The 22,535-nt window shown below is 70.9% G+C and carries 14 protein-coding genes and 1 pseudogene; 5 read left to right on the forward strand and 10 right to left on the reverse strand.

Going from position 1 to position 22,535, the window contains the following annotated elements; all coding sequences use genetic code 11:
• Window positions 1–145: 145 nt before the first annotated feature.
• Complete coding sequence (locus ACFWBB_RS36485; protein WP_385281600.1) at window positions 146–589, reverse strand: hypothetical protein; 444 nt, start codon at window positions 587–589, stop codon at window positions 146–148.
• A 213-nt stretch (window positions 590–802) separates the two neighbouring features.
• Between ACFWBB_RS36485 and ACFWBB_RS36490 the strand changes: the two genes are divergently transcribed.
• Both ACFWBB_RS36490 and ACFWBB_RS36495 read left to right on the forward strand, forming a co-directional pair.
• Entirely contained in the window at window positions 803–2,764 is a 1,962-nt protein-coding gene (locus ACFWBB_RS36490; protein ID WP_385281602.1) for a hypothetical protein, read from the forward strand.
• 278 nt (window positions 2,765–3,042) lie between these two features.
• Window positions 3,043–3,732 carry a TetR/AcrR family transcriptional regulator gene (locus tag ACFWBB_RS36495; protein WP_385281605.1) on the forward strand — a complete coding sequence of 230 codons (690 nt, stop codon included), beginning with the start codon at window positions 3,043–3,045 and terminating at the stop codon, window positions 3,730–3,732.
• Window positions 3,733–3,781: 49 nt separating this feature from the next.
• Here the strand turns inward: ACFWBB_RS36495 and ACFWBB_RS36500 are convergent, their stop codons facing one another.
• The 4 genes from ACFWBB_RS36500 to ACFWBB_RS36515 form a co-directional block, all read right to left on the reverse strand.
• Window positions 3,782–4,144 carry a 5-carboxymethyl-2-hydroxymuconate Delta-isomerase gene (locus ACFWBB_RS36500; protein ID WP_385281608.1) on the reverse strand — a complete coding sequence of 121 codons (363 nt, stop codon included), beginning with the start codon at window positions 4,142–4,144 and terminating at the stop codon, window positions 3,782–3,784.
• Window positions 4,145–4,178: 34 nt separating this feature from the next.
• Window positions 4,179–5,801, reverse strand: coding sequence for a SpoIIE family protein phosphatase (locus ACFWBB_RS36505; protein WP_385281610.1), 1,623 nt, complete (start codon window positions 5,799–5,801; stop codon window positions 4,179–4,181).
• Window positions 5,802–5,935: 134 nt separating this feature from the next.
• Window positions 5,936–11,371, reverse strand: a complete 5,436-nt coding sequence (gene pulA, locus ACFWBB_RS36510; RefSeq protein ID WP_385281661.1) for a pullulanase-type alpha-1,6-glucosidase — start codon at window positions 11,369–11,371, stop codon at window positions 5,936–5,938.
• A 143-nt stretch (window positions 11,372–11,514) separates the two neighbouring features.
• Complete coding sequence (locus tag ACFWBB_RS36515; RefSeq protein ID WP_385281613.1) at window positions 11,515–12,909, reverse strand: alpha-amylase family protein; 1,395 nt, start codon at window positions 12,907–12,909, stop codon at window positions 11,515–11,517.
• 213 nt (window positions 12,910–13,122) lie between these two features.
• On the opposite strand from ACFWBB_RS36515, the gene ACFWBB_RS36520 reads away from it, so the two are divergent.
• Entirely contained in the window at window positions 13,123–14,118 is a 996-nt protein-coding gene (locus tag ACFWBB_RS36520) for a helix-turn-helix domain-containing protein (RefSeq protein ID WP_385281616.1), read from the forward strand.
• A gap of 398 nt (window positions 14,119–14,516) precedes the next feature.
• On the opposite strand, the gene ACFWBB_RS36525 is transcribed toward ACFWBB_RS36520, so the two are convergent.
• From ACFWBB_RS36525 to ACFWBB_RS36540, 4 genes are all read right to left on the reverse strand, one after another.
• Window positions 14,517–16,205 carry an alpha-amylase family glycosyl hydrolase gene (locus ACFWBB_RS36525; RefSeq protein ID WP_385281618.1) on the reverse strand — a complete coding sequence of 563 codons (1,689 nt, stop codon included), beginning with the start codon at window positions 16,203–16,205 and terminating at the stop codon, window positions 14,517–14,519.
• Between the two features lie 238 nt (window positions 16,206–16,443).
• Window positions 16,444–17,352 (reverse strand): sugar ABC transporter permease, encoded by a 909-nt coding sequence (locus ACFWBB_RS36530; protein ID WP_385281621.1) that lies wholly within the window; start codon window positions 17,350–17,352, stop codon window positions 16,444–16,446.
• A 13-nt stretch (window positions 17,353–17,365) separates the two neighbouring features.
• Window positions 17,366–18,370 (reverse strand): carbohydrate ABC transporter permease, encoded by a 1,005-nt coding sequence (locus tag ACFWBB_RS36535; protein ID WP_385281624.1) that lies wholly within the window; start codon window positions 18,368–18,370, stop codon window positions 17,366–17,368.
• A gap of 157 nt (window positions 18,371–18,527) precedes the next feature.
• On the reverse strand, window positions 18,528–19,802 hold the full coding sequence (locus tag ACFWBB_RS36540; RefSeq protein ID WP_385281626.1) for an extracellular solute-binding protein: 1,275 nt from the start codon (window positions 19,800–19,802) through the stop codon (window positions 18,528–18,530).
• Between the two features lie 398 nt (window positions 19,803–20,200).
• On the opposite strand from ACFWBB_RS36540, the gene ACFWBB_RS36545 reads away from it, so the two are divergent.
• Both ACFWBB_RS36545 and ACFWBB_RS36550 read left to right on the forward strand, forming a co-directional pair.
• A complete protein-coding gene (locus tag ACFWBB_RS36545; protein ID WP_385281629.1) occupies window positions 20,201–21,235 on the forward strand; it encodes a LacI family DNA-binding transcriptional regulator in 1,035 nt (344 codons plus the stop codon).
• Window positions 21,236–21,366: 131 nt separating this feature from the next.
• A complete protein-coding gene (locus ACFWBB_RS36550; RefSeq protein WP_385281631.1) occupies window positions 21,367–22,233 on the forward strand; it encodes a phosphatase PAP2 family protein in 867 nt (288 codons plus the stop codon).
• 64 nt (window positions 22,234–22,297) lie between these two features.
• Here ACFWBB_RS36550 and ACFWBB_RS36555 read toward each other — a convergent pair.
• A pseudogene (locus ACFWBB_RS36555) lies at window positions 22,298–22,522 on the reverse strand (amidohydrolase family protein); the annotation flags it as partial.
• Between the last annotated feature and the right edge of the window lie 13 nt (window positions 22,523–22,535).

A 22,535-nucleotide genomic window follows, 5' to 3' on the forward strand; every position in this document is an offset into this window, starting at 1 on the left:
GGCCAAGAAGTGCATGTGCCCCGCTGCGCGGGTCCGCCTGAAACCCGACTGACACGCCCGGCGGTGAGGATTCCTCACCGCCGGCCTTCTTGTGTGCCGGGAGCTTTCGGCGACCGGAGTCCGGCCCGGTGGGCCGGAGTCGCGGTCAGTGACCGGAGTGCGTCGCGCTCGCGGAGGCGTCGCCCGACACGTGCGCGGAGTGGTCCGTGCCCTCCTCGACGTCACCGCCGAGCGTCTTGCGCAGCCCCGTGACGGTGCTGGTCTTCTCGCCGACGGCCACCCACTTGCGGCCGACCAGGTAGTGACCGCCGTAGTCCTTGGCGCCGTTGATCCACTCGCGCTGACCGCGGTCGGTGGCGAAGGTCAGCAGGATGAACTTGCCGTCAGTGTTCTTGCAGAGGGCCTGCCGGAGTTCGTCGGCGTCGGTCTGCATGTCGGGCGTGCACTTCACCTGGGCGGCCAGGTGCTCCAGGCTGCCGGTCGCCGTCACCGGGACGGCGGTCTTCGTGGCCCCGTCGGAACCACAGCCCGTCAGCACCAGCGCCGCCGCGGCGGCGGCCGCCGCGAGCATCGGTCGGGTCACCTTCATCTGTTCCTCCCTGCAAGAGCCTCGTCCTGGATACGGCTCTCACGCGCGGTGCGCTCAACGTACCGGTGCCGGCGGGGACTGGCGTGCGAGAGCTCACCGGTGAACCGGGCCGCCCGCCGCCCTACCAGCGGTCATGGCCGACCAGGCGAAGACGCGCCGTGAGGACTGGGCCACCCGGGGTGACCATCCCCCGTTTCGCTCGTTCTGCTGGACGTGCATTCACAGGATGTCGCCCCGCGCCCCGCACCCCGATCCTCCGCCGACCGGACCGTCGACGTCGAGCAGGCCGAGGCCGCTCTCGTCGAGCACTACCCGCGGCTCGTCCGGCTCGCCTATCTGGTGCTGCCCCCCGGCCTCGGCCGCGGACGGCGCGTCCTGACCGCCCACGCCCTCGCCCAGCGCGCCCTGCCCCGCGGCCGCGCCGCGATCCCCGTCATCCCGGCCCAGAGCGGGGGTGCTCGAGGCCATTCGAGAGGTGGGGACGGCCGCGACGGCGATCCCGGGTACGCGTACATCCGGCTCCAGGTGGTGCGTACCGCGCTGGAGGCGGGGCTGCCGCTGCGGTTCACGGCGCGGCCCAGGCGCGGGCAGCTGCCACCGCTGCTCCCCCAGGTGTGGGGCCTGCGCCTGTTCCCCCGCTCCGGCGGCGCCGACGAGCTCGCGCTCGACCAGCGGCTGGCCACCCTGTCGGGTCCGGCCCGGGCCGCCTATGTGCTGCGCGGCCTGGAGAAACTCCCCGACGACGATGTCCGCGGGGTACTGACCGGGTCCGGCGTCAAGGACACCGAGGTGGCGGCGGCCCTGCGCGAGGCCGCCAAGGTCCCCGCGGCGCAGTACGCGCTGCTCGACTCCCCCGAGTTCGACGCCTGCTCGCTCCAGGCCCGGCCCACCGATCTGATGCGCCGCCGCCGGCACACCAGGGCCGCGCTGGCCGCCGCGGCCGCGCTCGCCGTGTGCGGCGCCCTGGTCGCCCTGCCCGGCGGTGGGTGGGGACCCGACGGCGCGGCCGCCCCGGTGTACGCGCAGAATCCGGCCGCCGAGGCCGCACTCGACCCCGGGCGGCTGGTGAAGGTGACCCCAGCCGCCTGGAAGACCTCCGCGCGCACCGACTTCTCCGTCTGGCCCGCGCGCGGCCCGCTCACCGGTGACACCGCGCTCCTGCGCCGCGCCCTCGCCGTCTGGGCCCGCCCCGGCGGGGCCGTGCACGTCTCCGCCACCCCGGACACCCCCGTCGGCGGCCCCGCCGGACCACCGCAGCTCCTCTACGCGGGCGAGGTCGACACCGCGCGCGTGGTGATCCTCTACGACGGTCTGCGCATCGCCCGCTACGCCGAGCCGAAGGACGGCACGGCCGGGGCGGCCCTCGACTTCGCGCGGGTCGACGGCGCGACCGGCGCCGAGGCGGGCGCGCTGGTGCTGGGCCGGGCCGACGGCAACGTCCGCTATCTGACGGCCCCCTGGGTGACGAAGGCCGGCGAGCGGGACCTGTCGAAGCCGGGCGCCGGGGTGATGGACCTGACGCTGACCGACGGGATCACCTCGCCGCTGGCCAGCCCGGCCACGCACACCGGCACGTGCACGACGTGGAACGTGCTGCAGCTGACCGACGCCCTGGGCACCCATCTCTTCAGCGACCTCGGCGAACTCGTCCCCGCCCGCCTCACCGCGGGGCGACCGGCCGCCCCCGGGGAGGCGAGCGGTTCGCAGGCGCTGCGGACCTGGGCGCCGTTCGCCTGCTCGCTGGCCGACGCGCGCGGGCAGGGCGTACGGACGGTCAACGCCTGGGGCTACACCCGGCAACAGCTGCCGGACGCGAGCGGAACGGCGGCCTGGGCGTGCACCCGGGCGGAGACCTGGCGGGGCGACGGGAGCCGGGTGCTGGCCCAGTTCCACACGCCGGGCGGGCTGTTCGGGGCGGCCGTGGCCAAGGCGGGAGACGTACCGGCGTGCGGGCCGCGCGATCCGCATGTACTGGCCGGGGTGTTGTGGAAGTCGAAGGGCGGCGACTGGTATCTCCTCGCGGCCGGCGACCGGGCGACGGCGTCCATCCGGGCGACGGGCGGGGTGACCGGGTCCGGGCAGGGCAACCTGCTGGCGGTGCCGACCAGGCAGGGCGCACAGGCCGGTCTGGAGGGCAGGCTCAAGAACGGGCGGTCGATCAACGGGCTGCGCTGACCGGTCGGCGGGCGCGCGCCGAGCGGCCGGCGACCGGTGACCGGCGGTCGGCGACCGGTGCCGGTGCGGCCATGCGGCCGGGCAGCCACCTTTCGACCCGACCCGACCCGCCCCGACGCGTCAGTCGGCTCGGGGGTCGGCTCGGGGGTCGGCCCGGCACTCAGGCCGGAAGGTGACTGACATGTGGCCGGATAAGTGACCGGATAAGTGATGGATGGGGTGAACGTCTGCGTCGGTCCGGTCCGTTCGGGGCCGGATCCGATCGGTAAGGTGTTCGCATGACAACCGGGGTTCGTCGCAGAATGGGAGTCGAGGAGCGTCGGCAGCAGTTGATCGGCGTCGCTCTCGAACTGTTCGCCCAGCGCTCGCCCGACGAGGTCTCCATCGACGAGATAGCCGCGGCCGCGGGCATCTCGCGCCCTCTCGTCTATCACTACTTCCCCGGCAAACTCAGCCTGTACGAAGCCGCGCTGAAGCGGGCCTCGGAAGACCTGGCGGCCCGGTTCGCCGAGCCGCACGAAGGGCCGCTCGGCGCCCGGCTGCTGCGCGTGATGCGCCGCTACTTCGACTTCGTCGACGCGCACGGCCCGGGTTTCTCCGCCCTCATGCGCGGCGGCCCGGCGGTCGGCTCGTCGACCACGAACGCCCTCATCGACTCCGTACGCCAGAACGCCTACGAACAGATCCTGTCGCACCTGGGGATCACCGACGCGCCCGCCCGCCTGGAGCTGACCGTCCGCTCCTGGATCTCGCTCGCCGAGTCGACCGCGCTGATCTGGCTCGACGGGCGGCGCATCCCGCGCGAGGAGCTGGAGGTCCAGCTCGTGCACGACTTCGCCGCGCTGACGGCCGTCAGCGCGGCCTACGACGAGGAGCTGCGGGCGCTGCTGCGTCCCGTGCTCGGCGGGGAGCCGGCCGACGGCCCCTTCGGCAACCTGGTCACCCGGCTCATCGCCCTCGCCTCCTGAAGCCGCCCGCATCCTGCCTGCGGCCGACACCGCCCGGAGCCGATCCGTCCTAGCCCTCGTACTTGCGGTACGACGGGTCGAGGTCGCGCACCTCGGCGGAGGCGTGCAGCACGAAACCGTCCTCCGTCACATGCTCGCGCAGGAGCTCGAGTACGGCCTCGGTCAGCCTGGTCCTCGTCTCGTCGGTGCGGCCGGCGAGGAGCCCCAGCGTGACGTGGACGATCGCGTGCCGCCGCTCCTCGGGGTCGTCGTAGCCGAACGCGGTGAACTCGGCGGGGCGGAAGAGGGACTTGCAGGCCTCCGGCTTGGCGGCCGCGATCTCGACGACCGAGGCGTGCAGGGCCCGCGCGAACCCGGCCCGGTCGAAGGCGGACGCCATCGTGCTCGAGTAGTCGACGGTGATCTGCGGCATGGGCACTCCCGTTCTACGGCAAACAAGGCTCAGCCTAGTTCGTCAGCCGCAGGGCCAGCATCGCGATGTCGTCCTCCCGGTCGTGGCCGAAGCTGGTGAGGAGGGTGTCGCACAGGGCGTCCAGGCCCGGCATGGCACCGATGGCCGCCGCGCGAAGGTGCTCCATCGAGACGGCGAGATCGGTGCCCCGGGTCTCGATCAGACCGTCGGTGACCAGGAGAAGGCGGTCGGTGGGTTCGAGGAACAGCTCGGTGGGCGGCGGGTGGGGCACGCCGGGGCCGAGCAGCGGACCGGACGCCTTGGCGTATTCGGCGCTGCGGGTGTCCCGCACGATCAGCGGCGGTATGTGCCCCGCGTTGGCGATGCGGGTGCGCCCGGTGCCGGGGTCGATCAGGACCAGGCAGACCGTCGCCGTCACCCCCGGGTGGTAGAGCTGGAGCATCCGGTCGAGGCGCTCGGCGAGCACCGCCGGATCGCTCTCGTCGACGCAGTAGGCGCGCAGCGCGTGCCGGATCTCGACCATGACGGTGGCCGCCTCGAGCGAGTGCCCGACGACGTCGCCGACGGCGACCAGCACCCCTTCCCCGGTGCGCAGAGCGGCGTAGAAGTCGCCGCCGATCTCGGTGTCCCGGGACGCGGGCACGTAGCGGACGGCGACGTCGACGCCCGGCAGTTCGGGCAGCCGGTGCGGCCGGGGCAGGAAGCTGTGCTGAAGGGTGAGCGCGACGTGCCGCTCGACCTGGTACATCAGCAGCGGTTCGGCGGCGAGCACGGTGGCCTGGGCGAGCCGGGCCAGCAGGGACTCGGTCTCGGGGTCCACCCGGCGGACCCCGCGGGTGGGGGTGGCCAGACAGACCGAGGACGTGCCGTCCTGGGTGGGGATCAGCACCAGCCGGGCGTCGTGCGGCACGCCTGGCCGGAAGAACCCGGCGGGCCACAGTGGCGCGGGCACCGAGGTGATCCGCACTCCCGCCTGGCCGTGGGCGAGCCGCCGCAGCAGGGTGACGACGGCTCGGTGGGCGGCCTGGTCCGGCAGCGCGAGCGAGGTGCGGTTCCTGGAGGTGCCCCGGTGCAGCACGTCGTCCGGGCCGAGGACGAAGACGGCGGCGGGCGAGCCGGTGAGCCGCGCGGTGCCTTCGGCGGCGGCTTCGGCGAGCTCCTGCGGGGAGCGCGCCGCCTGGATGCCGACGATCGCCTCCGACAGCAGCGACAGCCGCCGTGCCACCGCCTGGTCGTCGGCCCGCAGCCGTGCGGCACGCACCGCCGCCCGGACCACCGCGTCGATCTCCTCGGGCTCCGCGGGCATCGCCAGATGGGCCTCGCCACCCGCGTCCAGCCCCTGCCCGCGGTCGCCCGGTGCCACCTCGCCGGCCGAGAAGTGCACGACGGGCAGCCCGGCCATGTGCGGCCGGGCCTTGAGCCGGCGGCACAGCTCGAAGCCGCTCATGTCCGGCAGTTCCACGTCGACGAGGGCCACGTCCGGCAGGGCGCCCTTGCGCCGCCGTACGTCCAGTTCGACGAGGGCCTCATGGCCGGTGCCGACCGCGACGACCTGGTGGCCGGCGCGGCGCAGCACGACGCCCAGGGCGAACCGCCCGGCCGCCGTACGGTCCACGACCAGCACGGTCGTGTCGGTCCGTCTGCCGCTGACGCTCATCTGCCGATCCTCGGACTCCCCGGTGGAGCAGACCGGATGCGAGGCCTGCTCCACCAAGGTAATGCCCCTGTCCAGGGCGTCCGTCCGGGGCGTCCGTCCGGGGCGTCCGTCCGGGGCGTCCGTCCGGGCGCTTTCTAGGGCGCGGTCCGGGAGAACACCGCGACGGTGCGGCCCGGCACGGCGAAAGTGCCGGATGCCGTCTCGTACGACGCGGCCCTGACGGTGGGGTCCGTGCCCGCCGCCTGCACCGGGTGCAGCCGGTATCCCGTTCCGGCGAGCGCGTCGACCGTCTGGTTGTGCGCGGTCGGCGTCGCGTTGAACACCACGACCAGGTCACCGAGTTCCATGGTGATCACCCCGGGTGTCTCGTCCTTCCCGGACAGCGGGAAGGAGAGCGCCGACTGCACCTGCGCGGCCGTCCCGAGGGAGAACGCCTTCTCCGTCGTACGGATTCTCAGCAGGTCCCGGTAGGCGGCGGAGGCCGCGGTGATCTGCGGGCAGCCCACCCCCACCGTGCTCAACAGAGGTTTGGCGTACGGCCACTTGGAGGCGTTGTCGGCGGCCGGCGGCAGTCCCCGGCCGAAGCCGTTGCCGGCGGCGCAGTTCCAGTGGATCGCGTTGAACCAGTCGCCGCTGTCGAAGGAGTTGCGGTCCAGGGACTTGGAGCGCAGCAGGTCGGTGCCGGCCTGGGACAGGGCCGGGCCCTGGGAGAGCGCGGCGGTGGCCATGGCGAGGACTTGCATACGGGAGCGGTCGGCCGCCGAGGTGTCCGCGGGGAGCTTGTACGCCAGCGCGTCGAACAGCGACTCGTTGTCGTGCGCGTCGACGTAGGCGAGGGCGTCGCCGGGCGCCTGCGCGTAGCCGGCCGGGGCGCCGTTGTAGTCGACCTCGGCGCCGGTGACCTCCTTGCCGTCGTCGTCGGTGAAGCGGTACGCGGCGAGGTTGCCGGACAGACCGACCTTGATGAGGTCCTGGTAGTGCAGCAGCCGGGCCTTCCGCTCGGCCGAAGTGCCATTGTTCGTGGATGAGTTGGGGTCGGTGTAGAGCCCGGACGCGAAGCCCTGGACACCCGGGTCCCCGTCGAAGGGACCGCCGCCGCGCACGGCGTCACGCGCCCGGTCGGAGAAGGTCGCGATGCCCGTGCCCGCCATGTTCTTCTGGGTGGCCTGCACGAACCGGGCGTCGTCGGCGACCTCGCCGAAGTTCCACCCCTCGCCGTAGAGGATGATCTTCTTGCCGTCGACGCCGTCCTCGGCGGGGGTCAGCGCGTCCAGCGCCTTGCGCACCGCCAGGACGTTGGCCTTCGGGTGGTGCCCCATGAGGTCGAAGCGGAAGCCGTCGACCTTGTACTCCCTGGCCCAGGTGACGATCGAGTCGACGACCAGTTTGCCCATCATGGCGTTCTCGGTCGCGGTGTTCGCACAGCAGGTGCTGTTCGCGACCGAGCCGTCGGCGAGCAGCCGCTGGTAGTAGCCGGGCACGATCCGGTCGAGGACGCTGGTGGCCGCCTGGCCGCTCGCGGCCGTGTGGTTGTAGACCACGTCCATCACGACCCTCAGGCCGTCCTGGTTCAGCGCCTTCACCATCTCGCGGAACTCGACGGTACGCGCGGTCCCGTCCGGGTCGCTGGCGTACGAACCCTCGGGGACCGTGTAGTGGTACGGGTCGTACCCCCAGTTGTAGGCGTCCTTCGCCGCGGCCGCGGTCACGCACTCCTGCTGCTTCTCGGAGGCGGCCGGATAGGAGGCGAGGTCGCAGTCGGGGGTCGCCTGTGCGGCCCTGTTCTCGGCGATGGTGGCGATGTCGAAGACGGGAAGCAGATGGACGTACGACGTGCCCGCCGCCGCCAGCTCCCGCAGGTGCTTCGAGCCGTCGCTGCCGCGGTCCCCGAAGGCCGGGTAGGTGCCCCGGTCCGCGGCGGGGACGGTGGTGTCGGCGACGGAGAAGTCCCGGACGTGCAGTTCCTGGATCTGGGCGTCCTTCAGCGGGACGGCCTTGGGTTTGGTGAGTGTCGACCACCCGCCCGGGGCGAGGGCCCTGTCGTCGAGGTCGACGACGAGGCTGCGCCCGGAGTCGGTGGTGAGGGCGACCGAGTAGGGGTCGGTGACCTTGTTGGTGACGACCTTGCCGACGCTGGGCGCCCACACCGTCACGACGTACCGGTAGGGCTTGTTCTTCCATGACCTGGGGCCGGTCACGGACCAGACGCCCGTGGTGCCGTCGTGCTTCATCCTCACGGTGGAACCGTCGAGCTCCAGGGAGACCTGCTGAGCCGTCGGGGCCCAGACGGCCAGGGTCGGCCGGCCGTCGCGGAAGGTCGGCCCGAGCCGCGCCTTCGTCGCACCGGTGTACAGGTCGTCCAGCACGCCCGCGAGCTGTACGCCCGTCGCCGCCGGCACCGCCCCTCCCCCAGAGCCGAAAGCCTGGGAGGTGCCCCCAACGGCCCGTTGGGAGGCGACGACCTGACCGCTCAGGGCCTCACGCACCCGGTCCCGGTCGCGCGGGTCGACGGACCAGGCGGTGTAGGCCTTGAGGTGCGGGTACTTCGCCTTCTGGGCGTCGGTGAGAGTGGTCCTCGTCAGCCGGAGCCACTTGGCCGCCCCGGTGAGCGTGCCGTTGCCGGCCGCGATCGAGCCGTCCCGGCTGTACAGCAGCTGGGTCGAGGCGGCGGCCTCGGAGCCGTTCCAGGCGACGGTGTTCCGGTCGATCCAGACCGCCTTGGACGTGGTCAGGTCGAGGGCCGCCGCGGAGCCGGCCGGTTGCGGGAGAAGGTACTTCTCCTGGCCGTTCAGCAGCCACACCTCATGGCCGTTGCTCGTGAGGTCCAGCGACCGGTCGGTGGGCAGGTCCTTCTCGTCGCCCTTGTGCAGGATGTAACTCAGGCTGGTGGCACCGGCGGTGAGCGGCACCTCGAAGACCGCGCCGTACGCGTCGGTCGTGGCCGGCTTCAGCGGGTTCGACCACTCGGTGGGGTTCGCCGCGCCGGTCCAGGTGTGCAGTCCCCATCCGGTGTAGTCGCCGTCGGCGCGGTGGTAGTGCAGGACGGCCTTGGCGGTGTCCTGGGCGGGGTAGTCGGGCTTCTCCGTGAGGATGCCCTCCTTGCCCTGCTCGATCCAGACCTCGCCGGTCTTCGTGACGTCGATCGTGCGATCGGCGGAGACGTCCTTGCCGCCCTGCTTGTCGATGACCAGGAACCCGACGGACGAGGCGCCCGGCTTCAGCTTGACGTAGGCGAAGGCCCCGTACGCGTCCCGGCCGATGAAGGGATGACTGTCCGGCCAGCTGGTCGACTCGCCGTCGGCCAGGTCGCCCCAGGCGTAAAGGCCCCAGTCGGCGTAGTCGGCGTCGGTGCGCTTGTAGTGGACGATCGCGTAGTCGCGCGAGGAGGCGGTGGGGGTCTCCTCGGCGGGCGGGGCGCCGGTGACGGAGGCCGCGGTGGCGCTCGCCGTGCGCCCGGCGGAGTCGACGACGACCGCCTTGTAGCGCAGGGACGTGCCCGCGGGCACGTCCGCGCCGACGGTCTGTGTGACCCGGTAGGGGACGTGGTCGGCGGAGCCGAGGGTCCGCCACCTGCCGTTGCCGGTCTGGGCGGCGAAGACGACCCGGTTCAGCTGACCGCCTTCCACGTCGGCGCTCAGCTCGACGGTGCCGGTGGCGCCGGCGGCGGGGGCGTGCAGGGTGACGGCCGGCCGGGCGGCCGGGGCGGGCAGCTTGCGGGTGGCCTTGAGGACGACGGCCGAGCCCGCGGGAACGGTCACGGTGATCTTCTTGTCGGCGCCGGCGGCAACCGTCTTCTCGGTGCCGTAGATCCCGCGGAACGCGGTGTTCGCGGAACCGGTTTCGAAGGTCGCTTCCTGCGCCGTGCCGGCGTTGTTGAAGGCGACGACGTACTCGGTCGTGTCCTTGCCGGTGCCGTTGCGGGAGAAGGCGTAGACGCCGGCGCCGTCGGCCGCGTAGCGCTCGGTCTGGACGCCGTCGGTGAGGGCGGGGTTCGCCCTGCGCAGCTGGGACAGGGCGCTGATCTGCCGGTACAGCGGCGCGCCGGTGTCGTACGCGTCGCTCGCGTGGGTGCGGTCGGTGCCGAGCTCGTCGTCGTCGAGGTAGTCGGCCGTCTTCGACGCGAACATCGTCTGGCGGGCGTCCTTGTCGCCGCCGGCGCCGGTGAAGCCCTGCTCGTCGCCGTAGTAGACGACCGGGTTGCCGCGGCTGAGGAACATCAGCTCGTTGGCGAGCCTGTCCTTGGCGAGGAGTTCGGCGTCGGTGGCCTTGGGGTTGTCCTGGTTCAGGAAGTACCCGATGCGGCCCATGTCGTGGTTGCCGAGGAAGGTGACCTGCTCGTAGGCGTTGGCCTTGTCGGTCGTGTACTTGTAGTCGCCGGCGAAGACCGAGGCGAGCTTCCGCGCGCTGCCACCCTGGGAGGCGTACTGGCGGGCCGCCTCCTGGAAGGGGAAGTCGAGCGTGGCGTCGAGGCGGCCCTGGGTGACGTACGGGGACGTGATCGACGTGTCGGCGGAGTAGACCTCGCCGAACATGAAGAAGTTCCTGCGCCCGTGCCTGGCGGCGTACGCGTCGAGGGCGGTCGCCCACTGGGTCCAGAACTCCATGTTCACGTGCTTCACGGTGTCGATCCGGAAGCCGTCGATGCCGAAGTCCCTGACCCACCTCTCGTAGATCTTCTCCATGCCGCTGACGACCTCGGGGCGCTCGGTCCACAGGTCGTCGAGTCCGGAGAAGTCTCCGTACGTGGTGGACTCACCGGCGTAGGTGGAGTCACCGCGGTTGGTGTACATCGTCGTGTCGTTGAGCCACGACGGCACCTTGGCGTTCTTCTTCGCGGCGGGCACCGTCGGCGTACGGGGGAACGAGTCGGCGTCCACCGACGGGAACCCCCTGGTGCCGTCCGCGTAGTCCGCGTCGTCGAACGGCTCGCCGTCCTTGGTCAGATAGGGGAAGGCGCCCTTGGAGAGGTAGGAGTAGGACTTCTCCTCGTAGTCGACGACATCGGCCGTGTGGTTGGTGATGACGTCGAAGAAGACCTTCATGCCCTTGGCGTGGGCCCTGGAGATCAGGGTCTGAAGGTCCTTGTCGGTGCCGAAGTGCGGGTCGACCCGGGTGAAGTCGGTGATCCAGTAGCCGTGGTAGCCGGCCGAGGCGTCCTTGCCGGTGCCCTGGACGGGCTGGTTCCTGAAGATCGGCGCCATCCAGATGGCGGTGGTGCCGAGGCCCTTGATGTAGTCGAGCCGCTTGGTCAGACCCTTGAGGTCGCCGCCCTGGTAGAAGCCCTTGTCGGTGGGGTCGTAGCCGGTCGACAGCCGGGAGCCGGTCAGTCCGCCCTTGTCGTTGGAGGTGTCGCCGTTGGCGAAGCGGTCCGGCATCACGAAGTAGAACTGGTCACGCGTGGCGTCGTGTCGCGACGGCTCGGCGGCGAGCTTCGCGTCCGACGGCGGTGCGGGCGGGGTCTGGGCCCGTGCCACGAGGGGTTGCGCAAGCGATACGGCCAGTGCGGCGGCGAGGACGGCTGCGCGCAGCCTGGGGCGGCCGAATCGGCGCGCCGGCCCTCTCGATATCAGGTCCACAGCTGTGAACTCCTAGCGATTACGGCGTACTCGGGTCCGACCCCGCGCGCGTTCCGGCCACGATGCCGAACGCCCGCGTGACCGTATCGCTCACGCAAGGTTTACAGCAAGAGTCTTGCAACGTACGGAAAGATGTTTCAGCAGCTGGATTTGCCCGCGTAGATCGCGAGTGCCGTGTTGGCACCCAGCGTCGCCGTGAACTGGCCCGAACTGTTCACCGTGATGCTCGTGTTGCTCTGGATGTTGCAGTACGTGCCGGCGGCGAGCGAGGTGCTGTACGTCCGGGACAGCGCGGAGGTCTCGTGGTTGATGGCCACGAAGCCCTTGCTGCCGCGCCCGAAGGCGATGGCGTCGCCGCCGTTGTCCCACCAGTCGCTGAGGGCCTGGCCGCGGGTGGTGTTGCGGAAGGCGACCATCGACCTGATCTCCGGCCAGGCGTGCTGGCACTTCCAGCCGTTCTGCCAGCAGGCGCTCACCGCACCGCTGTCGGGCGGCCCGGCGTCGGCGTCCGACCACTCGTAGCCGGAGTTGACGTCCGGGGCGCCGTACGGATACGCGAGCATGAAGACGTTGGCGAGCGTGTAGTTCGCGCCGCCCTTGTAGGTGAGGGTCGAGCCGTTGCGTTCGGTGTCGTGGTTGTCGACGAAGACGCCCGCGACGGAGCTGCTCAGGTACCCCCACCCCTCGCCGTAGTTCTTCAGGTAGGCGAGGTTCTCGTTGTTGAAGACCCGCTTGAGGTCGTAGGCGTAACGGAACTCCTGGACGTCCCCGTTGCCGGTGTACTCGGTCGGCTGGACGGCCTCCCCGCTGCCGTAGACGACCTCCTGCTTCCAGTACACGCCCGGGCTGGTCAGCCGTGACTTGATGTTCGCGAGGTCGGCGGTGTCGATGTGCTTGGCCGCGTCGATGCGGAAGCCGTCGACCCCGAGGGTGAGCAGGTCGTTCATGTACCCGGCGACGGTCTTGCGGACGTACTCCTCGCCGGTGTCCAGGTCGGCGAGGCCCACCAGCTCGCAGTGCTGCACGTTCCAGCGGTCGCTGTAGTTGCCGACCTGGGAGGTGCAGTCGTCGAAGTCGTAGGAGGAGTACAGGCCGGGGTAGTCGTACTTCGTGTACGACGAGCCGCCGGTGCCGGTGCCGGTGCCGGTGCCGGTGCCGGTGCCCGCGGACATGTGGTTGACGACGGTGTCCACGACGACCTTGACGCCCGCCGCGTGGCAGGTGCTCACCATGTTCTGGAAGGCCGTGCGGTCGCCCAGCCGGCCCGCGATCCTGTAGCTCACCGGCTGGTACGACGTCCACCACTGCGAGCCCTGTATGTGCTCGGCGGGCGGGGAGACCTGGACATAGCCGTAGCCGGCCGGGCCGAGGGTGTTCGTGCACTCCCTGGCGACCGAGGCGAAGTTCCACTCGAAGAGGACGGCGGTGACGTCCTTGGTGCCGGGCGGGGTGGCGGACGCGGCGGTGGGGGCCATGACGGCGGCCGCGGCGGCCAGGGCGAGGACGCCCGAGAGGGGTCTGCTGCTTGCCATGTGGGGAAGTCCTTCTCCGTTGAAGGCTCTTGCTGAAACATGTCAGCAATCTTGCGGTGACGGAGATGTTAGGGGTCCAGTGTCTGGAAAGGCAGCAGTGCGTGTGAAGTTGATGCAAGAACTTCCAGCGGGTCGTCAGGCCGTCCCGCGCTCGTCACCGCATGCGAGGATGAGGCCGGGAACAGCCGGCGGCGGGGTCGGAGATGGGGCGCAATGATCGGGACCGTGTTCCGGAGCGAGGACGTCCCCGCGGAGGACAGGTTCGACTTCTGGCGGGAAGCGCTCGGCCGGACGCGCTCGAGCGACATGGTCAGCGCCCACGCCGACGACTTCTGGGCGGAGCTCCGGCTGATGGAGCTGGGGCCGGTGACCGTGCTGCCGTTGTCGTTCCTGCCGACGCGCTTTTGGCGCAGCCCCAAGATGGCGCGTGCGTCCGATCCCGAGGTGTACCACCTGTCGCTGCTGCTCGACGGCGGGCTGACTCTCGAACACGCCGGGAGGAACGGGACGTTCGGGCCGGGTGATGTGCACCTGGCCGACAGTTCGCGGCCGTACGACCTGCGGCCGGCCGGCCACGGCGAACACCGGGCCGTGCGGGGAGTGGGCGTGGACTTCCCCAGGGCGCTGCTTCCGCTGCCGTCACACCGGGTGCGGGAGGTGCTGGGCCGGGGGCTGTCGGGGCGTCAGGGCCTCGGCGCTCTGCTGACGGAGTTCCTCGTCGGTCTGGACCGGCAGGCCGACACCCTCCGGCCGTCCGACGCGCCACGCCTGGGGACGGTCGTGCTCGACCTGGTGTCGGCCTGGTTCGCCCAGGTGCTGGACGACGAGGAAGCCCTGCCGCAGGAGACCCGCCGACGGGTCACGGCGGAGCGCGTCCGGGCGTTCATACGGCAGAACCTGCACGATCCGGAACTGACCCCGCCCGTGATCGCCGCCGCGCATCACATCTCCCTCAGCTACCTGCACCGGATCTTCCAGGAGCAGCCCCAGGGGGAATCCGGGGAGACGGTCGCCGCCTGGATCCGCGGCCGACGCCTGGAGGCCGCCCGCCGCGACCTGGCGGATCCCTCGCTGTGCGCCACGCCGATCCACACCATCGCCGCCCGCTGGGGCTTCCCCCGCGCTTCCGACTTCACCCGCGCCTTCCGCGCCCAGTACGGGTCCCCGCCCAGGGAGTACCGGCTCCAGGCGCTGACCGAGCGGCCGTAGCGGGCGCGGCCGGGGCGAGGAGGACGCCGCCCGGTCGTCGCGACGGCACACCGCTCGGGTTCGACAACGGGCCCGCCGCGCGGGTCCACGCGGCGGACCCACCGCCCTGGCCGACGCGACGGCCCCGCCGCCTCGGGTCGATGCGACGGACCCGCCCCCTGGCCAACACCGGACCCGGTGCCCGGCCGAGGGCGGCGGAACCCGGTATCCGGCCGGGGGCGGCGGGGCCGGTGCCCGGCCGGGGGCGGCGAGCCCGGTGCCCGACCGAGGGCGGCGGACCCGGTGCCCGACCGAGGGCGGCGGACCCGGTGCCCGACCGAGGGCAGCGGAACCCGGTGCCCGACCGAGGGCAGCGAACCCGGTACCCGACCGGGGGCGGCGGGGTCGGTGATGCATCGTCAGGTCGTCGTCGTGAGCCAGACCGTCGTGTCCGCCGGGAGCTTCGCCTCGCCGTCGGTCGTCTCGTTCACCTCGCCGCTCGCGAGCAGAACGCGTCCGTACGCCGGTGTCGTCACCGCCTCACCGGTCGTGTTCGCCACGCACACGAACTCCCCGCGCCGGAAGGCCAGTACGCCGGCCGGAGCCTTCAGCCACTCCACCGAGTCGCCCGCGCCCAGTTCGGGCCGCGCGCGGCGGATGCCGAGGGCCGTGCGGTACAGCTCCAGCGTCGAACCCGGCGCCCCTGTCTGCGCCTCCACGCTCAACTCGCCCCAGCCGGACGGCTGGGGCAGCCAGCTGCCGCCCTCGCCGAAGCCGTACGACGAGCCCTCGCGCGTCCACGGGATCGGGACGCGGCAGCCGTCACGGAAGCCGTCCTGGCCGGCGCCGCGGAAGTACGCCGGGTCCTGGCGCACCTCGTCGGGCAGGTCGACGACGTCCGGGAGCCCGAGTTCCTCGCCCTGGTAGACGTACGCCGAGCCGGGGAGCGCCAGCATCAGCAGTGTGGCCGCCCGCGCCCGCCGCAGGCCGACCTCGCGGTCACCCGCCGTACGGATCTGGGTGCCCAGGCCGGGCGGGTTGGCGAAGCGGGTGGCGTGCCGCGTCACGTCGTGGTTGGACAGCACCCAGGTCGCGGGGGCGCCGACCGGGCGCATCGCCTCCAGGGTGCGGTCGATGACCTCGCGCAGTTCCTCCGCGTCCCACTCGGTGGCCAGGTACTGGAAGTTGAAGGCCTGGTGGAGTTCGTCGGGGCGGACGTAGTTCGCGGTGCGCTCGACGGTCGGGGTCCACGCCTCCGCCACGAAAATTCGCTCACCCGAGTACTCGTCGAGGATCAGCCGCCACTGGCGGTAGATCTCGTGCACGCCGTCCTGGTCGAAGAAGGGCATGACATCGTTGCCCAGCAGCTTGAGTTGGTCGTGGGCGCCGAGGTCCGGCAGACCCGCCGCCTTGACCAGGCCGTGGGCCACGTCGATGCGGAAGCCGTCGACACCCATGTCCAGCCAGAAGCGCAGCACGGAGCGGAACTCGTCGCCCACCGCCGGGTGTTCCCAGTTGAAGTCGGGCTGCTCGGGCGCGAAGAGGTGGAGGTACCACTCGCCGGGGTTGCCGTCCGGCTCCGTGACCCGCGTCCAGGCGGGGCCGCCGAAGATGGACTCCCAGTCGTTGGGCGGGAGTTCGCCGTCCGCGCCCTTGCCGGGCATGAAGTGGTAGCGGTCCCGCAGCGACGAGCCGGGGCCTTCGCGCAACGCCCGCTTGAACCACTCGTGCTGGTCGGAGGAGTGGTTCGGGACCAGGTCGACGATGATCCTGAGGCCCAGTTCACGGGCGTCGCGGATGAGCGCGTCGGCGTCCAGCAGGTTGCCGAACATGGGGTCGACCGCGCGGTAGTCGGCGACGTCGTAGCCGGCGTCGGCCTGCGGGGAGGCGTAGAAGGGGCTGAGCCACACGGCGTCCACGCCGAGGTCGCGCAGGTACGGGAGGCGGGAGCGTACGCCTTCCAGGTCGCCCATGCCGTCGCCGTTGCTGTCGGCGAAGCTGCGCGGGTACACCTGGTAGATCACCGCGTCCCGCCACCAGTCACGGCGCTTGGCGACGGTGGCGACAGCCGAGGTGGGGGTCGGGGCTGCGGAGGGCTGCTGGCTCATGGCTTCCTTGATACGTAACGGAGTCATTTGGTCAGGGGTAGGCGACGGGTGACGAGGCGGCCGCGATCACAGCGGGGTCGGATGGTGACCGCGACCGCCTCGGGTCTGCGGGGACTGAGCAGGTCCGGCGAAGTCACCGCGGTTCGGCCGCGCCCCTGAGGGGCGCGGGGAACTGCGCGACCGGCCACGATGGCGCCGCGGACGACCGACGGCCCATCGCGGTCCTCCCAGCGGAGCGTCACCCCTTGGTGCCGCCCGCCGTGAGGCCGGTCACCAGGTTCTTCTGCACGAGGTAGAAGAACAGGGCGGCGGGTATCGCGATCAGCACCGCGGTGGCGGCCATCAGGTTGCGCTGGGCGTCGTGCTCGCTGACGAAGGACTGCAGACCGACGGCCAGGGTGTACTTGTCGTCGCTGAGCATGAACGTCGAGGCGAAGGCGACCTCGCTGAACGCGGTGAGGAAGTTGTAGAAGGCGGCCACGGCGAGACCGGGCTTGGCGAGCGGCAGGATCAGCCGGAAGAAGGTGCCGAACGGGGTGAGCCCGTCCACGCGTCCCGCCTCGTCGATCTCGAAGGGGATGGTGTCGAAGTACCCCTTGAGCAGCCAGGCGCTGTACGGGATGACCGTCGTGCAGTAGACGAGGATCAGGCCGAAGTAGTTGTCGATGAGCTGGAGGTCCGAGAGGATCTGGTACATCGGCACCATCAGCACCGCGACCGGGAACATCTGGGTGACCAGCAGCACCCACATGAACTTCCGGTAGCCGGGGAAGCGCATACGGGAGACGGCGTAGCCGGTGGTGGCGGCGATGAGCACACCGATGGCCGTGGTGCCGAGCGTCACGATGAGCGAGCTCTTCAACCAGTCGAGGAACTGGGTGTGCTGGAGGACGAACGTGTAGTTGTGGAACGACATCTTGTCCCAGATGCCGCCCGGGTGCAGGTAGTCGTCCTTGTCCGGGCCGAGGGACAGATAGACCAGCCACGCGATCGGGAAGAGCGCGATGACGCTCGCGACGATCAGGACGCCGTGGGAGGCGAGGGAGCCGGCGGGAGTGTTCTCGCCACGGCGACGGGCCCGGCGCGGGGCCTTCGGGGTGCGCTGCTCGCTCACGGGGGCGGAGGTCTCGACTGTGGTGCTGCTCATGGGAACTCCTGCCTCAGATCGCGAGCTGCTGCTCGTTGCGGTTCAGCCAGCGGCGGTAGAACGAGGTGAAGACGATCAGGATGGCCAGCAGCAGGATGCCGTAGGCGGCGGACTGGGCGAAGTCACGCGGCTGCTGTCCGAAGCCGAGGTAGTACGCCCAGGTGACGAGGATCTGCGCGTCGGGGGCGGTCGTGCCGAACAGCAGGAAGATGACGGCGAACTGGTTGAAGGTCCAGATGATGCCCAGCAGGACGACGGTCGAGCTGACGGACCTCAGGCCCGGCAGGGTGACGAAGCGGAAACGCTGCCAGGCGCTCGCGCCGTCCATCTCGGCGGCCTCGTAGAGCGAGGCGTCGATGGCCTGGAGGCCACCGAGCAGCGAGATCATCATGAACGGCACACCGCACCAGGTGTTGACCATGATCGCGGCGAACCGCTGCCAGAAGGTGTCCTCGAGCCACAGCGGCGAGGGCAGATGCAGGGCGTCGAGCGCGGAGTTGATGATGCCGCCGTCGGCGAGCATGAACCGCCAGCCGAAGACGGTGACGAAGGTGGGCACCGCCCACGGCAGTACCAGGATCAGCCGGTACAGGGTCCGTCCGCGCAGCTTCTGGTTGAGCAGGAGCGCCAGACCGAGTCCGATGCCGTAGTGCAGGGCGACACAGGCCGCCGTCCACACGATCGTCCAGATGAAGTGCGACCAGAAGCGGTCGTAGGCCGTCGGGCCCCACAGGATGTCGGCGTAGTTGTCGAGGCCGATGAACTTGTAGGTGGCGTCGATGTGGTTGACGCCGATCGTGCGGGCCGTGTTGAGGCTGTTGGCGTCGGTCAGCGTCAGGTACAGGCCGTACACCAGGGGGTACAGCACGAGCACGCCGAGGACGACCGCCACCGGGGCGATCATGGCGTACGCGTACCAGTGCTTCTGGTAGCCGCGCCTCAGGCGCCCGGCCGGCCCGGGCCTCGGCTCACGGTCACCGCGGCGCTTGCCGGTCGCGCGGTCGATGGCGACTGTCATGGTTCGACACCTTCTGGATCTTCACGCTGGATCTTCGACGGGGGGTACGGCTCAAAGCTCAAGGCCGGTGGCCGCCGGATCTCTCTCCCTCATGGTGTGTGGGGGCCCCCGCTCCGGCGAAGCCGGGAGCGGGGGGAGATCCGGCGGCCACGCGGGCTCACTTGCTGAAGTCCGGCACCAGCTTGGCGATGGCGAGCTCAGCGTTGCTCAGGCCCTTGTCGAGGCTCTCCTTGCCGCCCGCGATCTTGGGCAGTTCGGTGTCGAGCGGACCCCAGAGGGAGCTGTACTCCGGCAGCGCCGGGCGCGGCTGGGCGGCGGACAGGACCGTCTGGTAGCCGGCGATGCCCGGGTCGGCCTTGACGGCGGCGGTGTAGGCGTCGTCGCGCGTCGGCAGCGTGGAGTTCTTCTGGGCGACGGTCGCCTGGCTCGTCGCGGAGGTCATGAAGTTGAGGAACTTCAGCGCCGCGGCCTGGTGGGCCTTGTCCGAGCCGGCGTAGACCGAGAGGTTGTGGCCGCCGGTCGGGGCGCCCGCCTTGCCGGCGGAACCGGCCGGGACGGTGGCGATGCCGAGGTTGGCCTTGTCCGTGAAGGCGCTGCCCTTGTAGAAGTTCGTGATCTCCCAGGGCCCCTGGACGATCGCGGCGACCTTGCCGTTGACGAACGCGTCCTGGATGTGGGCGTAGGCGTCGGCGGTGGTGTCGGCCTTGTGCAGGCCCTTGCCGTCGAAGAGGCCCAGCCAGGTGCCGTACGCCTTCTTCGCCTCCGCCGAGTTCACGGTGATCTTCTTGCCGTCGGCGTCGACGGTGTCGGTGCCCTCCCCGTAGAGGAAGGACTGGGCGTAGTAGGCCTGGGTGGAGCCCCAGTAGCCGTCGACGCCCGTCTTGGCCTTGATGGTGGCGGCGGCGGTCTTCAGGTCGTCCCAGGTCTTGGGAGCCTCGGTGATGCCGGCCTTCGTGAAGAGCTGCTTGTTGTAGACCAGCGCGAGGGTGTCGGTGACGATCGGCACGCCGTACGTCTTGCCCTCGTACTTGGCCTGCTCGATCAGGTTCGACTTGAACTTGGCCTGGTCCTTGAGGGCCTCGGTGCCGTCCAGCGGCAGGAAGTAGCCCTTCTTGGCGAAGGCGGGGGTCCAGCCGACCTCGGAGCGCAGCACGTCCGGGGCACCGGAGGCGCCGGCGGCCGTGTCGAACTTGTTCTGCGCCTGGTCGAAGGGGACGTTGACGTACTTGACCTTGACGTCCTTGTTGGCGGCCTCGAACTGCTTGACCAGGGCCTGGTACGTCGGCGCCTCATTGGTGGCGTTGGAGGTGTCCCACCAGGTGATGGTGACCGGCCCGGACGAGTTGTCGCTGCCGCTGTCGTCTCCGCCGCAGGCCGTCGCCGCGAGGGCGAAGGACGCCACCAGCGCGGTGGCCGCTATGCCACGCCGCATGAGTTTCTCCTTGAGGGTGAGAGCCCGTATAGCTGCAGGAGGCGGTCCCGTCCGCCGTCCTGCCGACTCCGACCGCGCCGTTGCTGCCGTCGGGCGACGTGAACGTAACAGCGTTGTAAGCGGCACGAAAGACCTTGCAGCAAAAAAGTGCAAGACGTCTCCGAAGTTATCCGCACGTGACCCGTGCGTGACCTCCCCTCGACCGCCGTGAGACCGTTGTTGACCCGGTTCAGAGGCCTCATAGCGGGGCACGGGACCGCCGTGCAAGACTCTGCAAGCCCTTGCCGTCACTTTCATGAGGGAGCGCGATGACGCAGCAGCCCGCAGGCCGTTCAACAGGTCGCCCACGGCGTCCGATCGGTGTGCAAGTCAGCACCCGCCCGGTACAGTCCACCCCTGTGACCACACGGCTTGCCGACATCGCTGCGCAGGCGGGGGTGAGCGAAGCGACCGTCAGCCGCGTTCTCAACGGCAAGCCCGGTGTCGCCGCCACCACCCGCCAGTCCGTGCTCGCCGCTCTGGACGTCCTGGGCTACGAGCGCCCGGTCCGGCTGCGCCAGCGCAGCGCGGGACTGGTCGGCCTCATCACGCCGGAGCTGGAGAACCCGATATTCCCCGCCCTGGCCCAGGTCATCGGCCAGGCGCTGACCCGGCAGGGCTACACCCCGGTCCTCGCCACCCAGACCCCGGGCGGCTCCACGGAGGACGAACTGACCGAGATGCTGGTCGACCGCGGCGTCGCCGGCATCATCTACGTCTCGGGTCTGCACGCGGACACCACGGCCGACATGCAGCGCTACGAGCAGCTGCGCGCGCGGGGCGTCCCCTTCGTGCTGGTGGACGGCTTCTCACCGAAGGTCCAGGCGCCTTTCATCTCCCCCGACGACCGGGCGGCCATGACCCTCGCGGTCACCCATCTCGTCTCGCTCGGCCACACCCGGGTGGGCCTGGCCCTCGGCCCCAAGCGCTTCGTGCCGGTCCAGCGCAAGATCGAGGGCTTCGTCAGGGCGGTCCAGGAACAACTGCTCCTCAGCCCCGAGACCATCGAGACCGACCTGATCCAGCACTCCCTGTACACCCTGGAGGGCGGCCAGGCGGCGACCAACGCCCTGATCGACCGGGGCTGTACGGCGATCGTCTGCGCCAGCGACATGATGGCGCTGGGCGCGATACGGGCGGCCCGGCAGCGCGGTCTGGAGGTTCCCCGGGACGTCTCGGTGGTCGGCTTCGACGACTCCCCCCTGATCGCCTTCACCGACCCGCCGCTCACGACCGTCCGCAAGCCGGTCCCCGCGATGGGCCAGGCCGCCGTCCGCACGCTCCTGGAGGAGATCGGCGGAACCCCGGCGCCGCACAGCGAGTTCGTGTTCATGCCGGAGCTGGTGGTGCGCGGTTCGACCGCCTCGGCGCCCGGGGACCGGAATCGTCCGTAGGGCGGAGACGTCCGGGTTTCCCCAGTACGCCGGCAGTAGAACGAAGGGGTCCTCCTGCCGTAGAAAGTGCGGGCCGAACCCGACCGGGGGATGATCGGGCGAAGAGGTCTTCTCTGGCAGACTTTATGTCCATGGGTGAATCGACTGTGACGCCACTGGAAGGCCGTGAGCAGGCCCTTCCGCAGCCCGTCACGGCCGCACCACGACAGCGCCGCCTCGACCGGCTGCGCACCCCCCGTCGCCCCCGCCTCTGGTTCGAGATCCTCCTCGTCGCGGTGAGTTACTGGACGTACTCGCTGGTGCGCAACGCCGTCCCGGAGCAGCGCGCCGAGGCACTGCGCAACACGGACTGGATCTGGCGCGTGGAGCACAGCCTCGGCCTCGCCGTGGAGGAGTCCGTCAACCGCGCGGTGAACTCGGTGACCTGGCTCATCGTGGGCATGAACTACTACTACGCCACCCTGCACTTCGTCGTCACACTGGCCGTCCTGGTCTGGCTCTACCGCAGCCATCCGGGCCGGTACGCGGCGACGCGCCTGGTGCTCTTCGCCACCACGGCGGTGGCCCTGGTCGGCTACTACCTGTATCCGCTCGCGCCCCCGCGGCTGATGCCGGGCGGCGACTTCGTCGACACGGTGATGGTCCACCAGACCTGGGGCTCGATGGCGTCGGGCGACCTCAAGCACATGTCGAACCAGTACGCGGCGATGCCGTCCATGCACATCGGCTGGTCCCTCTGGTGCGGCCTTACGGTCTTCGCGCTGGCCGGACTGCCCTGGGTGCGCATCCTGGGCCTGCTCTACCCGGCGGCGACCCTGGTGGTCATCGTCGCGACGGCCAACCACTTCTGGCTGGACGCCGTGGGCGGCCTCCTCTGCCTGGCCTTCGGCTTCGCGGTGGCCCGCGTCTGGTACGGAACGCTGCCGTACGCCCTCCCGAGACGCGCGGCGGCGAAGGGGCAGGGGCAGGGCAGACCCCTGCTCCCCACGAAGGCATGACGCCGCCCGTCAAGGCCTGACGGTTCCGGTCAAAGCCGAGCCGCCCGGCCCGAGGGCGTGGTGTTCAGCGCTCCCCCTGGTGCACCACGTGTCCCCCGGTCATGGTGAGCCGTACCGGCGCCCGGGACACCTCGTCCGCCGGAGCCTCGACCGGGTCGAGACCGAGCGCGGTGAGGTCGGCCCGGAACCCGCCGGCGACCCGCCCCGCCGACCCGCCCTCCCCCGCGGCCCGGGCGGCATGCGCGGTGCACCCCTGCAGCGCCTCGAACCCGGTGAGTCCCGCCCGGCCGGGCCGGTCCTCG

Source organism: Streptomyces sp. NPDC060000, assembly GCF_042737375.1.
In the GTDB taxonomy this organism is placed as follows: Bacteria; Actinomycetota; Actinomycetes; order Streptomycetales; family Streptomycetaceae; genus Streptomyces.

Bases quoted from the DNA above. Each gene is read 5' to 3' on its own strand.
- ACFWBB_RS36525 (WP_385281618.1), bottom strand. From the start codon at position 16,205: ATGAGCCAGCAGCCCTCCGCAGCCCCGACCCCCACCTCGGCTGTCGCC.
- ACFWBB_RS36505 (WP_385281610.1), bottom strand. From the start codon at position 5,801: ATGAGCGTCAGCGGCAGACGGACCGACACGACCGTGCTGGTCGTGGAC.
- ACFWBB_RS36550 (WP_385281631.1), top strand. From the start codon at position 21,367: ATGGGTGAATCGACTGTGACGCCACTGGAAGGCCGTGAGCAGGCCCTT.
- ACFWBB_RS36520 (WP_385281616.1), top strand. From the start codon at position 13,123: ATGATCGGGACCGTGTTCCGGAGCGAGGACGTCCCCGCGGAGGACAGG.
- ACFWBB_RS36495 (WP_385281605.1), top strand. From the start codon at position 3,043: ATGACAACCGGGGTTCGTCGCAGAATGGGAGTCGAGGAGCGTCGGCAG.
- ACFWBB_RS36500 (WP_385281608.1), bottom strand. From the start codon at position 4,144: ATGCCGCAGATCACCGTCGACTACTCGAGCACGATGGCGTCCGCCTTC.
- ACFWBB_RS36540 (WP_385281626.1), bottom strand. From the start codon at position 19,802: ATGCGGCGTGGCATAGCGGCCACCGCGCTGGTGGCGTCCTTCGCCCTC.
- ACFWBB_RS36515 (WP_385281613.1), bottom strand. From the start codon at position 12,909: ATGGCAAGCAGCAGACCCCTCTCGGGCGTCCTCGCCCTGGCCGCCGCG.
- ACFWBB_RS36535 (WP_385281624.1), bottom strand. From the start codon at position 18,370: ATGACAGTCGCCATCGACCGCGCGACCGGCAAGCGCCGCGGTGACCGT.
- ACFWBB_RS36530 (WP_385281621.1), bottom strand. From the start codon at position 17,352: ATGAGCAGCACCACAGTCGAGACCTCCGCCCCCGTGAGCGAGCAGCGC.
- ACFWBB_RS36485 (WP_385281600.1), bottom strand. From the start codon at position 589: ATGAAGGTGACCCGACCGATGCTCGCGGCGGCCGCCGCCGCGGCGGCG.